Here is a 12975-nt window from a genome sequence, read left to right on the forward strand (position 1 = left end):
CCTAAATTTGGAAGATGGCCGTTCTCCCGATTGTCGAAGTCCCCGATCCGCGTCTGCGTCTCGTTTCCGAACCCGTCGGGAACGTCGATGACGAGTTGCGCACGCTGATCGCCGACATGTTCGACACGATGTACGACGCGCCCGGCATCGGCCTTGCGGCGATTCAGGTCGGCGTGCCCAAGCGGGTGATCGTGATGGACCTTCAGGAGGAAGAAGACGAGGAGGGCAAGCCGATCCGCGCGCCCCGGGTGTTCATCAATCCCGAAATTCTCGATCCAGCGGAGGAACAGTCGGTCTACACCGAAGGCTGCCTGTCGGTTCCCGACCAGTTCGCCGATGTCGAGCGTCCGGCGCAGTGCCGCGTCAAATGGCTCGACGAGCAGGGCCAGGCGCATGACGAGCTGTTCGAAGGGCTGCTCGCCACCTGCATCCAGCACGAGATGGATCATCTTGAGGGGATCGTGTTCCTCGATCATCTATCGCGGCTCAAGCGCGAGATGATCCTCAAGAAACTCAACAAGGCGCGCAAGGCGGCCGCCTGAGCGCGGCCGGGCACAGCAAGCTGTTGCCTTGAACGCTGCCACCGGATAAGTTCGCCTTCTGTTCTGGAGGCGTGTCTTGAATTCTATCCTGCCGATTTTCGTTATCATCGCCCTGCTGGTCGGCATCGCCGTCGGTTGGCTGCTCGGTGCGCGCGGCACCGCCGATGCGCGTGCGGAAAGCGCGCGTCGCGAAGCCGATTTCAAGGCCGCGATCACCGACCTGGCGATGGCGGAGGAGCGCGCCCATCAGCTGCCCGAGCTGCGCGAGGAAATCCAGCTGCTTCGCGAGGAGCGCGATCGCGCGCGGATCGAGCTTGCCGAGCTGAAGGCCAAGGCGGGCTCGTTCGAGGAGCGGCTGGCCGAATTCGTCAATGCGCGCGAGGTGATGGCGGGCCAGTTCCGCGAGCTTTCGGCCAAGATGCTAGGCGAGACGCAGCGCGCCTTTCTCGAGCGGGCCGAGGCGCGCTTCCATCAGGCGGGCGAGAAGAACGAGGAGCGGCTGCGCAGCCTGCTCCAGCCGATCGACACCACGCTCAAGCGCTATGAGGAAGGGCTCCAGCGCGTCGAGAAGGACCGGAACGATAGCTATGGCCAGCTGCGCGAGGCGATTTCGGCGGTGCAGGCCGGGCTCGGCGAAACGCGCGCCGAAACGTCGAAGCTGGTCAACGCGCTGCGTGCCGCGCCCAAGACGCGCGGGCGCTGGGGGGAGCAGCAGTTCCGCAACCTGATCGAGATCGCCGGGCTTTCCGGCCATGTTGATTTCGCGTCCGAAGTGTCGGTGACGACCGAGGATGGCATGCTGCGCCCCGATTTCATCATCCGCCTGCCGGGCGACCAGCAGCTGATCGTCGACGTCAAATGCGTGCTCGACGGCTATTTGCAGGCGGCCGAGGCGACCAGCGCGGACGAACGCAACGCCGCGCTGAAGGCGCATGCCCGCGCGATGAGCACCCATGCCGATGCGCTGTCGCGCAAGGCCTATTGGGCGCAGTTCGAAAAGGCGCCCGACTTCGTCATCATGTACATCCCCGGCGACAACTTCCTGTCGAGCGCGCTCGAAGTGGACATGGAACTGTGGGAGCGCGCCGCGCGCAACCGCGTGATCATTGCCGGACCGTCCGCCTTCCTGCCGCTGGCACGCACCGTCGCGTCGATGTGGCGCCAGCAAAAGCTGACCGAGGACGCGCGCGAGGTGGGCAAGCTGGGCAAGGAGCTGTACGAGCGGCTGTCGACCGCGGCATCGCACCTCAAGCGGGTCGGCGGCGGCCTCAACAGCGCGGTCGAGAATTACAACAAGTTCGTCGCCAGCTTTGAAGGGCGCGTGATGGTCTCCGCGCGCCGCTTCCAGGCGTTGAACGTCGATACCGGCAATGCCGCGCTCGACGCGATCGAAAGCGTCGATGTCATCGCCCGCGCACCGACCGCCGAGCTGACCGGCCCGGAAGAACAGGACGTCGCCGCCGCGGCGGAATAGGCGGGGTGGGATGGCTGGTTCTTGTGGCCGGCGCGGGCTCTGTGGAGGAATCTTAGGGAGCTGTGCTTCGTTCCGGCGGTTTCCGCCCACTTGCGGTCGTTGGCGGCGCGTGCTTGGATAGCATGTGAGCCGCTGGATAATCGCCTTTTGTGTCGTTCTTTTGCTGGCTTGTCTGACGTTTGCAGGTCTTTGGTTCAACGCTGAAAGTCGCCTGCGCCGGTTGCAGCAAGAAGTTCGTCATCCGCTGGACGCGCCCTTGGAGCAATTGGCTTATCAGGTCAAAGCTCGCTCCGACCGTGGTACAGTTGGTGAAACGCAAAGGCTTATGTTTCCTATAACGGTATCCTTTCCTGACCGCGTTTGCGTCGAGTTGCGCCCACGGTCGGGAGTTAGAGGAGGCACGAGCATTTCTTGCTTCTCGAAGAAAACGGGTAAGCTTCTGACCCACGACAACGTCGGAGAGTGAACGGCAGCTAACCACCGAGGCTGTGTGAAAACGCTCTGATGTGCTATGCTTTTCGGCTTCATCTGGAGGGGTCGGATGGGTCGTTTCATCGAAGGAAGTGATCGCCGGGAGCAGCTTTTTCTGCCGCCTTGCGTGGACGATTACGTTGCCGAAGACAGCGCCGTGCGGATCGTCGATATATTCGTCGATGCACTGGATTTGGCGGCGCTGGGCTTTGCCGATGCTGCGGCGACGGGTCGGTCGGGCTACCATCCAGCGACGCTGCTCAAGCTCTACATCTACGGCTATCTGAACCAGGTTCAGTCGAGCCGGCGGCTGGAGCGCGAAGCGGGCTGCAACGTCGAGCTGATGTGGCTGACGGGCAAGCTTGCGCCGGATTTCAAAACCATCGCCGACTTTCGACGCGATCATGGCGCCGCGATCCAGGCGGCATGTCGTCGCTTCATTCTGTTGTGCCGGCAACTCGGGCTGATCGCGGGCGGCACGGTGGCGGTGGATGGCAGCCGCTTCCGGGCGGTGAACGCGCGCGACCGCAATTTCACGCCGGTCACCATCCGGCGCCGAATGGAACAGGTGGACGCCAGCATCCAGCGCTATCTGGGCATGCTCGACACGGCGGATCGGCAGGACGGCGAAGCCGCCGAGCTGCGCACGACGCGGCGGACGACGAGGCTCGATGCGCTGCGGCGCCAGATGCGCGAGCTGGACGCCATGGAAGCGGCGGTCGCAGCCTCGCCCGATCGGCAGATCTCGCTTACCGATCCGGACGCACGCGCGATGGCATCGGCCGGCAGGGGTACGGGCGTCGTCGGCTACAATCTCCAGGCAGTGGTAGATGCTGGCAGCCACATCGTTGTCGCACATGAGGTCATCAACCTCAGCCACGACCGCACGTCGCTGGCCCATATGAGCGGCCAGGCGCTGGAGGCGACCGGCAACACCACGCTCATCGTGCTGGCCGACCGTGGCTATTACTCCGGCCCGGAGGTGCTCGCCTGCGCGGCGGCGGGCGTCACCCCCATCCTTCCAAAGCCGCTCACCTCGGGTGCCAAGGCAGACGGCCGCTTCGGCAAGCAAGACTTCGTCTATCAGCCCGACAGCGATACCTACCGCTGCCCCGCAGGCGACACGCTCCTCTGGCGCTACCGCAATGTCGAGCACGGCATGACGCTCAACCGCTACTGGAGCAGCAACTGCGGTCGTTGTGCGATGAAGCCGCAATGCACCCCCGCCGCGCAGCGACGCGTCACCCGCTGGGAGCATGAGCCAGCTATGGAAGCCATGCAGGCCCGCCTCGACCATATGCCGAATGCGATGCGAGTGCGCAGACGAACGGTCGAGCACGTCTTCGGCACCATCAAGGACTGGATGGGACGAGGCCACTTCAAGACGCGCACCCTGAAGAACGTCGCAACCGAGATGAGCCTCCACGTCCTCGCCTACAACATCAAGCGCGCCATCTCTCTGGTTGGAGTGCCGCGGCTGATTGCAGCGATGCACGCCTGACCGCTGCGTTCGCGTGCGCTCCTCTCAGCGATGCTTGATCGGCGTTCTCACACAGCCTCCATCATCTTCAGCCATTCACCAGGTCTTGTGGCAGCAGTCCTTATTCATTCACCACCACCGTCGCGGAGATAATCCGGATTTGCGCCATCAGGCTCAGGTTGTTGGGTCCAATCATTTGCCAGTGCCGTCCAGGCCCCGCGGCCGTGCAGATGCCTGCACCAATGCTCCGACAAGTTTTTCCGTGCGTGCGTACGAAAGTGCTTGAGTTTCGCGGCATGACCCGGCGATGGTTGGCACGTTATGCCAGCGTAGTCGCACAGGGGCTTCATTCACTCGGAACGCCATTCCCGCCAACTTGGCTTCATTCGCTGCCCGGCACCGGTTCTTCCTGGACCCGGTCGGTGGATAGCGTCCGGCCTTAGCCGGGCTGGCGAGTGAGTTGGGGCCCTGGCGCTGTACGCCGGCAACGATGATGCGGCACGTCGCAAGGACGGCGCACGGGATCAGCCGCTTGACGCGGTGAGGGAGAGGACATGGCCGAGCCGATTCATGCCGAGGCACCACCACCGAGGCGCTATCGCTTCCGGCATTTGCGATGGACGATCATCGCGCTGTTCGTCGGCGCGATGGTGCTCAATTATCTTGCGCGATCGGTGTTCGGCGTCGCCGCGCCGGTGATCCTCACCGAACAGGGCATTTCCAGCGAACAATATTCCTGGGTTACCGGCGCGTTCCAGATCGGCGTGATGTTTCAGCCGGTGATCGGCTATTTCCTCGACGGCGCAGGCCTGCGGCTGGGCTTTGCGCTGTGCGCGGCGATCTGGTCGCTCATCACGATCGCGCATGTGCTGGCGCAGGGCTGGCTTTCGTTCGCCGGGCTCCGCCTTGCGCTTGGCCTGGCCGAAGGATCGGCGCAGCCGGCGGGGCAAAAGGTCATCACCGAATGGTTTCCGGCGCGCGAGCGCGGCCTGGCCGGGGGCATCTACAATATCGGTGCCTCATTCGGCGCGGTGATCGCGCCGCCGCTGGTGGCATGGGCGGTGCTGACGCAGAGCTGGCGGCTGGCGTTCGTCGTTACCGGCCTTTGCGGTCTGGTGTGGAGCGTCGCATGGCTGCTCTGGTATCGTCGCCCCGCCGACCATCCGCGGCTCGCCGCCGAAGAGCGTGCCTATATCGAGGGCGGGCAGGAGGCGTGGCGATCGCAGGCACGGCGGCGGCCGTCGATCCTTGCGCTGCTCCGCCGCCGCGACCTGTGGGGCATCGCGCTGCCCCGGATGCTCGCCGATCCGGTATGGGGCATGCTCTCCTTCTGGATGCCGCTCTATCTGGCGCGCGAACGCGGCTTCGATCTCGCGCAGATCGCGATCTTCGCCTGGCTGCCCTTTCTCGCCGCCGATCTCGGCTGCCTGTTCGGGCCGGCGGTGGTGGCGTATCTGCAACGCCGCGGCGTCGATCTGATCGATGCGCGCCGCTGGGCGTTCACGCTCGGCGCGGTGTTGATGACGGGCATGGCCTTTGTCGGGCTGGCGACCAATCCCTATGTCGCGATCGCGCTGCTATGCCTGGGCGGCTTTGCCCACCAGACGCTGTCGGTGACGGTCATCACGATGGCGTCGGACCTGTTTGCCGCCGACGAGGTGGCGACGGCAGCGGGGCTCGCCGGGCTCGCGGGCAATTTCGGCGTGCTGGCCTTCACGCTTGTCCTCGGCCGCGCGGTCGATTCGGTGGGCTATATGCCCTTCTTCGTCGTGCTCGGGCTGCTCGATCTGCTTGGCGCGATCTTGCTCTGGACGATGGTGAGGCGACCGAAATGAGCGATCGTTTCCGCAATCCGATCCTGCCGGGGTTCAACCCCGATCCCTCGATCGTCCGCGTCGGCGACGATTTCTATCTCGCGACTTCCACCTTCGAATGGTTTCCCGGCGTTCAGATCCATCACAGCCGCGATCTCGTCCATTGGCGGCTGGCGACACGCCCGCTGCGCCGTGCCAGCCAGCTCGACATGCGGGGGAACCCGGATTCGTGCGGCGTCTGGGCGCCCGATCTCAGTTATGCCGACGGCCGCTTCTGGCTCGTCTATACCGATGTGAAGCGGTTCGGGCAGTCGACGCTGCACGGTCCCACGGGCATGACGATGCGGGACTTTCACAATTATCTGGTGACGTGCGACCGGATCGACGGCGAATGGTCCGATCCGGTTCCGCTCAACAGCGGCGGTTTCGATCCCGCGCTGTTCCATGACGATGACGGGCGGAGTTGGCTGCTCAACATGCTGTGGGACCATCGGCCGGATCGCCCGCGCTTCGGCGGCATCGTCGCCCAGCAGCTCGATCGCCGCAGCGGCGCGCTGCTCGGCGAGCGCCGGCTGATCTTTCAGGGTACCGAGCGCGGCTTTACCGAGGGGCCTCATCTCTACAAGCGCGACGGCTGGTATCAACTGCTGGTGGCGGAAGGCGGGACGGGCTGGAACCATGCGGTTGTGATGGCGCGCTCGCGGTCGCTCGAGGGGCCGTATGAGGTGCATCCCGACGGCGCGGTGCTCACCTCGTTCGGGCGGCGCGATCTGCCGCTGACGCGCGCCGGGCATGGCGATCTGGTCGAGATTGCCGACGGCACGCCGTGGATGGTCTATCTGTGTGGGCGGCCGCTGCCGGGGCGCGAGCGCTGCATTCTCGGCCGCGAGACGGCGCTCCAGCCGATGCGCTGGGGCGAGGATGGCTGGCTGCGGACGCTCGCCGGCGATGCGATGCCCGACCCCGAGCCGCCGGTGCCCGATCTGCCCGCCGCGCCTTGGACGGATGCCCCCTGGGACGGCAGATTCGACGATCCGGTGCTGCCGCAGGAACTGCAATGGCTGCGCACGCCCGTTCCCGAGACGCTGTTCAGCCTGACCGAGCGGCCGGGCCATCTGCGGCTGTATGGGCGCGAAAGCATCGGCAGCCACTTCACCCAGGCGCTCGTGGCACGCCGCCAGCAGCATTTCCGCTATACCGCGACGACGCGGATGGAATTCGATCCGCAGCATTTCCAGCAGGCGGCCGGGCTGGTCTGTTATTACAACAGCGGCAAGTTCGCCTATCTGCTGGTCACGCGGGACGCGGGGGCGCGGCAGCTTCAGCTGATGGTGCAGTCGCCCGACCAGGGAGGCTCGCTGACCGTGATCGAACCGTCGCTGCCCGACGGCGCGATCGAGCTTCGCGCCGACACCGATCTGGAAGAGCTGCGCTTCGCCTGGCGGATGGAGAGCGAGGCGTGGCGGCGCATCGAAGCGGTCGTCGACGCCAGCATGCTTTCGGACGAAGCCTCGTTGCCGGGCGCTCCCAATTTCACCGGCGCGTTTGTGGGCCTCGCGTGTCAGGATCTCGCCGGCACCAGCCGACCTGCCGATTTTCTGTTCTTCCGGTACGAAAGCACCGGCGATCCGAAGCAAGCTGGTGGGCGCAGCGCCGCCGTCGCTTGATTAGCGGCTTCGCACCGTGCCCATGTGGATGTGCGAAATCGCCAAGACGGCATTGCATCTTGTCTGCCGCCCTCATCCTATTGTCAGCGCGGCGGTAAGGTCGCCCGGCGCCGGTCCGCCCGCGGCAGTCATGGCGCGCTCGCGCTCCGCCAGGCCGGGCAGCGTCGGCAAGCTGAACCGCCGCGTGAGGAAACGCGCGATCGAGCCGGTATCGTAGGTGGTGTGGTCGACATGGCCGCGCTTGGCGAAGGGAGAGACGATCACCGCGGGGATGCGAGTGCCCGGGCCCCAGCGGTCGCCCTTGGGCGGGGGCACATGATCCCACCAGCCGCCATTCTCGTCGAAGGTGATGACGACGAGCATCTTGTGCCATTGCGGGCTGCGGCGCAGCGCATCGACCACCACTGCGATATGCTGGTCGCCGGCCTCGACGTCCGAATAGCCTGCATGCATGTTGAGATTCCCCTGCGGCTTGTAGAAGCTCACCGCGGGCAGGGTGCCGGCCGCTCCGGCGGCCAGGAAGTGGTTGGTGCGCGGCGTCTCGCCTTCGCCAGCGTCGCGCAGATGCTTGGCGCGTGCCGCGGTGCCAGGCGCGAACTGCTCGAAATAGTTGAGCGGCTGGTGGTGCGGCTGGAAATTGGGACGGCTGGGAAAGCTGCTGTCATCGGCGTGGCCAACCAGCGCGGCGCCCCAGCCGCCGGCATACCATGCCCAGGACACGCCCTTGGCCGAGAGCAGGTCGCCGATCGTCGTGTGGCGCTGGGGCACCATCGTCTTAGCGTCGCTCCAGTCGGCATAATCGGGGCGTTCGGGATCGAGCTGGTAGGTCGGCGCATAGGGCGGCAGCATCGTGTTGACCGACCAGAAATCGGGGCTCAGCGAGCTGGGCACGAAATCGGGCGGGCCGTCCATTGCGCTCCTGGGGGAACCGGGCTTCAACTTGAGGCGGATGCCCTTGGGGTCATCGCCTTCCACCTGCGCGATGCGGCCACGCGCGGGGCTCTTGTCCGCATCGGGATAGAAGGGCGGGCGGGCGGCGATGAGATATTGGTGGTTGAGATAGGAGCCGCCGAACGCGCCCATGAAGAAGCGGTCGCACAGCGTGAACTCGCGCGCGATCTGCCAAAGGCGCAACTTGGCCGAGGCCTCGCCATAATGGCCCATAACCAGTGCGCCGCTGTCGCCCCAGGCAACAAAGCCGTCATTGCGGCCCCCGTTGATCTGCAGCTGATTCTGGTAAAAGGCATGGACCAGGTCGCGGGTCACCACGCCGTGGGGCAGCGGATCGCCTTCCGGCGTCGCCAGCGCGAAGGGCGCGTTGGCGAGCGGCGGCAGATCGTCCGGGCCGATCTTGTAGCGGCGATGCTCGACCACCTGCTCGTCGGGCACCATGCCTTCCCAGATTTTCGGCAGCGTCCTCAGGATGGATCCGTCGCGATCGCGCTGGGCGGTGCGGGCGGGGGACGCCGCCGTAAGAGGATCGGCGAGACCGGGAAAGCCGGCGAACAGATTGTTGAAGCTCCGATTTTCGGCATAGATCACGACGACCGTCTCGATGTTCGACAGTCCTGCCGATCCCCGGCGCGCGGCGTCGGCGGCGGCAGGGGCGGCTGCCAGCACGCCCGCCATGCCAACGGCGCCGAGCAGTGCGCGGCGTTCGGGATTCGCGATCGCTTCGTCTTCGGGCGCGGGATCTGGGGTAGGGGTGTCGTCGTGCATCATTCTGTCTCCAGTTCGCCCGCTCTGGCGTCGCGAATGTCATGTGACGATATTCTATGACATGAATGGGTCAGCCTTCGGTCCGATGGCATGCAAGATTGCCACGCCGGCTTGAGCTTCGATCCGTTCAAGGGTAGAGATGATATACCATATCAATCTCTGAGGATCTTCGAGTGGTTACGATCGACTCTGCTGGCCCCAGTTCTGCGATCAAGCTTCCCGTTACGGTGCTGTCCGGCTTTCTCGGTGCCGGCAAGACGACGCTGCTCAACCATATCCTGGCCAATCGCGAAGGGCGGCGCGTGGCGGTGATCGTCAACGACATGTCCGAGGTGAACATCGACGCCGATCTGGTGCGCGGCGGCGAGGCGGCGTTGTCGCGCAGCGAGGAGGCGCTGGTCGAGATGACCAATGGCTGCATTTGCTGCACGTTGCGCGACGATCTGTTGCAGGAGGTGCGCGCGCTCGCCGAGGCGGGTCGGTTCGACTATCTGGTGATCGAGAGCACCGGCATTTCCGAGCCGCTGCCGGTGGCCAGCACCTTCTCGTTCCGCGACGAGGCGGGCCAGTGCCTGGGCGACGTCGCCCGGCTCGACACGATGGTTACCGTGGTCGACGCGCTCAACCTGCTCAAGGATTATTCGAGCCAGGACTTCCTTGCCGATCGCGGGGAATCGCTGGGCGAGGACGACACGCGCAGCCTGGTGGGCCTGCTGGTCGAGCAGATCGAGTTCGCCGATGTGGTCGTGGTCAACAAGGCGAGCGCGGTCGCGCCGGATCAGCTTGCGCTGGTGAAGAAGTTGGTGGCCAGCCTCAATGCCGATGCGCGCATCCTCACCTGCGACCATGGCCGTGTGTCGCTCGATGCGATCCTCGATACCGGGCTGTTCGACGAGGAAAAGGCCGCGCAGCATCCGCTATGGGCGAAGGAGCTCTATGGCTATGCCAGCCATACGCCCGAGACCGAGCAATATGGCATCGACAGCTTCGTCTATCGTGCCCGGACGCCGTTCGACCCGGTGCAATTCTACGCGTTCCTGACCGAGGGCGGGCTGGAAGGCGTCGTCCGCGCCAAGGGTCATTTCTGGCTGGCGACGCGGCCCGACTGGGTGGGCGAACTCGCGATCGCCGGCGCGCAGACGATGACTGCACGGATGGGCCGATGGTGGGCGAGCATCCCGAAGTCGCACTGGCCGGACGATGATCGTTTCGAGCGTTTCGTTGCCAGCCATTGGGATCCGGTCTGGGGTGATCGCCGGCAGGAGCTGGTGTTCATCGGAATCGACATGGACGAAGGCCGAATCCGCCGCGCGCTCGATCGCTGCGTGCTGCCGGTAAAGGCGTTCACCCCCGCGATGTGGATGGGGCTGCGCGATCCGTTTCCGTCCTGGGGCGAGCAGGTGCCGGAGGCGGCCGAATGAAAGCGGCGGTGCAGGAGCCTGCGACGATATCCGCAGCTGCGGTCGAGCGCGGCGATCCGGCCGTGCTCGATGCGGTTGCGTTGGCGGCGGTGCATCTGGCGGTGTGGAAACGGCCGCTGCCGATGGCGCTCGCCTGGCTGTCGCAACTCGACTGGACCAGGATCGACGATCTCGATTTCGTGACGACGCTGGACATGGTCGACGCGGATGTGGCCGAAGGGCTTGCCGAGGCCGGCTATCCGGCGGGCGCGCGTGGTGACGCGCTGACGGAGGAAATCGTCGGCCATGCCCGCCGCTTCGCCTTCATTCATGGGATCGATGCGGTCAGCATCCGCCTCGAAGTGATCGAAACCGATGCCTGTCGCAAGTTCCACGCCGACCACGTGAAGGCACGGCTACTCACTACCCTGGTGGGAAGGGGCACGCAGTGGATCGAGGGCGATACCGCGTCCGACGCACCGATTCGCCAGATGCGGACCGGTGACGTCGCCATCTTCAAAGGGCGACTGGCGACGAAGACGCTGGCGATTCTCCACCGCTCACCGCCGATCGTCGAATCAGGTGAAACCAGGTTGCTGCTCGCGATCGACCCTGCGCCCGCGTCGAGCCTGCTGGCATGACCGGTTTCGTGGCGGGCGAACGGGTGTCCTGTGGATCATGTGGATGACGCCGACGGGGGGCGAAGCCAAAGAGAACTTCTATGCTGCCGCAGACCAGATCAGTATGGGGGCGTGACTCAGATCAAACACCCTCAAGCTCTCTTGACCATGTTGCGTCGCTCGACGGACCGCCGCTGTCGTTCGGGCGCCCCCATGAAGAACATCCTTCCATTGCAGGTTGAATGATGCACCATCCAATGCCGGGACGAACACCTAGTTGCATGAAGTTGAGCTTGAGCACGGCTCGGCCACTTGGAGGCCGTCTATGCTTTAGGCTCATTAGGCGTCATATCAGAGGCGGGCACATATGAGTTTGACGGCTGCGAGGTAGTTTTCGCGAAACCTGTCATATCCGGTGACGATGCTCTCCCGAGCGCATGGCGGAGCGTACTGCGCGCTCGCTCTACCTGCTCGGAAGTCGGCTTCCCCAAGAAACCGCGAGCAGACTCGGGAAGATGGCCAACCGGATCTCCGTTCATCTGGAACACCAGATGATCGAACAGCGCGCGCCAAGCCGTTCGCTGGTCCTCCGGAAGAAGGCTCAGCGAAAACAAGGCATGCAACAACGCATCGTTCGGGTTCAGTGCGTCGCGCGGCCGCGGTCTCCACCAATAATTTGCAAAAATGTTCACCGGCTCAAGCGAGTCGACTGCGTGCCACCATTGAAACGGAATATAGATTGCCTCGCCCGGCTCCAGGATCGCCGTCAGCGCGTGACGCGCGGCCTCCGCATAGAGGGGGAACCGCTGAAGGTCGGGCGCCGCGACGTCAACGAAGCTTGTCGGGGTCCCGGCAGGCGTCAGATCGAGCGGTCCGATGTAAAGGTTCGCTACCTGCTCAGGGGGAAACAGCGTGAAGCAGCGCCGCCTCGCCACGACCGCGTCGATGTTTTCTTGCAGGTCATAATGCGGTGCAACGCGCACGCGATTGCCGAGCCAGAGCCGGGGGGCAATGTCTGCTTCGACGAGGTCAATTGCATTCTCTTCGGCGAAGCCGGGCAGCAGTTCGGGCGCAGGCATCGACTGAACAGCAAACGCATAACCAGTCGGCCGTCCCAGTTCACGCAGCAGTCGATCGAGAAAGGGGCCGAGCGGCGATAGCCCACGGACAAAGTTCATGCGGGTCAGGTCGTCATTGTAGAAGAAGCGGCCCTTGATCGAGGGCTAGCCAAGCAGCGCGCTGACCGGGGCGTCATGCGCAAAGCGCTTGCAATAGGACACGATCGCCGCTGCGCCCTCGCGGCTTGCCTTTACCGCTGGCCAATGATCGGCCAGTCCGCGCGGCACCAGAGGCTCGCGCGCTGGCCGCACGTCCGCTTCGAAGCGGGCTCGATCAACCCCGAAGAGCTCGCGCACAGGACGTGGTTCAGGAAGCGTCGTCACGATCGCCGTTGCGGAGAGACAAGCTCGCAACCGATGCGGCGGAGACAATCATCTTGCAACGGCATCGCATCAGCGGTTTTATCAATCACTTGGGCGATATGCCTCAAACGTTCTAGCGTGTCGCTATCAGATAGCAGATTGGCGATTGGGTGATAGCCCTGCGGTTCGATCCCCTGGCCGCTCATTACGGACAGCCAGCTGGTTTCGGTGAACAATTCCTGATGCTCGCGGAATATCCGGCCATTGCCGCGGAACATTGCGAGCTTTTCGCGCAGTCCCTCTGGTGGCTCCAGCTGCGACAATAGTCCCAGAACGGGCTGTCGTTGCGTTCGGTGGCCTTATAGTG

At 64.6% G+C, this 12975-nt stretch carries 12 protein-coding genes; 8 read left to right on the forward strand and 4 right to left on the reverse strand.

Annotated features, from left to right (window positions below; translation table 11 throughout):
• Nucleotides 1-14: 14 nt before the first annotated feature.
• The 6 genes from def to ACX40Y_RS17680 all read left to right on the forward strand — a co-directional run bounded on the left by def (nucleotide 15) and on the right by ACX40Y_RS17680 (nucleotide 7448).
• Entirely contained in the window at nucleotides 15-542 is a 528-nt protein-coding gene (gene def, locus ACX40Y_RS17655; RefSeq protein WP_459120891.1) for a peptide deformylase, read from the forward strand.
• Nucleotides 543-618: 76 nt separating this feature from the next.
• Nucleotides 619-2016 carry a DNA recombination protein RmuC gene (locus ACX40Y_RS17660; RefSeq protein ID WP_459120892.1) on the forward strand — a complete coding sequence of 466 codons (1398 nt, stop codon included), beginning with the start codon at nucleotides 619-621 and terminating at the stop codon, nucleotides 2014-2016.
• A 124-nt stretch (nucleotides 2017-2140) separates the two neighbouring features.
• A complete protein-coding gene (locus ACX40Y_RS17665) occupies nucleotides 2141-2482 on the forward strand; it encodes a hypothetical protein (RefSeq protein ID WP_459120893.1) in 342 nt (113 codons plus the stop codon).
• A gap of 75 nt (nucleotides 2483-2557) precedes the next feature.
• Nucleotides 2558-3988: an IS1182 family transposase gene (locus ACX40Y_RS17670; protein ID WP_459120894.1), complete on the forward strand. Its 1431-nt coding sequence runs from the start codon at nucleotides 2558-2560 to the stop codon at nucleotides 3986-3988.
• A 533-nt stretch (nucleotides 3989-4521) separates the two neighbouring features.
• Nucleotides 4522-5802 carry an MFS transporter gene (locus ACX40Y_RS17675; protein WP_459120895.1) on the forward strand — a complete coding sequence of 427 codons (1281 nt, stop codon included), beginning with the start codon at nucleotides 4522-4524 and terminating at the stop codon, nucleotides 5800-5802.
• Complete coding sequence (locus tag ACX40Y_RS17680; protein ID WP_459120896.1) at nucleotides 5799-7448, forward strand: glycoside hydrolase family 43 protein; 1650 nt, start codon at nucleotides 5799-5801, stop codon at nucleotides 7446-7448. Before ACX40Y_RS17675 ends, ACX40Y_RS17680 begins: the two co-directional genes overlap by 4 nt.
• Before the next feature lie 72 nt (nucleotides 7449-7520).
• On the opposite strand, the gene acpA is transcribed toward ACX40Y_RS17680, so the two are convergent.
• Nucleotides 7521-9167 (reverse strand): acid phosphatase, encoded by a 1647-nt coding sequence (gene acpA, locus ACX40Y_RS17685; RefSeq protein WP_459120897.1) that lies wholly within the window; start codon nucleotides 9165-9167, stop codon nucleotides 7521-7523.
• A 173-nt stretch (nucleotides 9168-9340) separates the two neighbouring features.
• On the opposite strand from acpA, the gene ACX40Y_RS17690 reads away from it, so the two are divergent.
• Both ACX40Y_RS17690 and ACX40Y_RS17695 read left to right on the forward strand, forming a co-directional pair.
• Nucleotides 9341-10588, forward strand: coding sequence for a GTP-binding protein (locus ACX40Y_RS17690; protein WP_459120898.1), 1248 nt, complete (start codon nucleotides 9341-9343; stop codon nucleotides 10586-10588).
• Nucleotides 10585-11208 carry a DUF1826 domain-containing protein gene (locus tag ACX40Y_RS17695; RefSeq protein WP_459120899.1) on the forward strand — a complete coding sequence of 208 codons (624 nt, stop codon included), beginning with the start codon at nucleotides 10585-10587 and terminating at the stop codon, nucleotides 11206-11208. The genes ACX40Y_RS17690 and ACX40Y_RS17695 overlap by 4 nt, the downstream gene beginning before the upstream one ends.
• A 302-nt stretch (nucleotides 11209-11510) precedes the next feature.
• Here ACX40Y_RS17695 and ACX40Y_RS17700 read toward each other — a convergent pair whose 3' ends face one another.
• The 3 genes from ACX40Y_RS17700 to ACX40Y_RS17710 all read right to left on the reverse strand — a co-directional run bounded on the left by ACX40Y_RS17700 (nucleotide 11511) and on the right by ACX40Y_RS17710 (nucleotide 12886).
• Nucleotides 11511-12404 carry a cupin-like domain-containing protein gene (locus ACX40Y_RS17700; protein WP_459120902.1) on the reverse strand — a complete coding sequence of 298 codons (894 nt, stop codon included), beginning with the start codon at nucleotides 12402-12404 and terminating at the stop codon, nucleotides 11511-11513.
• Between the two features lie 6 nt (nucleotides 12405-12410).
• Nucleotides 12411-12533 (reverse strand): hypothetical protein, encoded by a 123-nt coding sequence (locus ACX40Y_RS17705; RefSeq protein WP_459120900.1) that lies wholly within the window; start codon nucleotides 12531-12533, stop codon nucleotides 12411-12413.
• A 92-nt stretch (nucleotides 12534-12625) separates the two neighbouring features.
• Nucleotides 12626-12886 carry a tryptophan 7-halogenase gene (locus ACX40Y_RS17710; protein ID WP_459120901.1) on the reverse strand — a complete coding sequence of 87 codons (261 nt, stop codon included), beginning with the start codon at nucleotides 12884-12886 and terminating at the stop codon, nucleotides 12626-12628.
• Between the last annotated feature and the right edge of the window lie 89 nt (nucleotides 12887-12975).

The sequence above is a fragment of the Sphingomonas sp. RS6 genome (genome assembly GCF_054489705.1).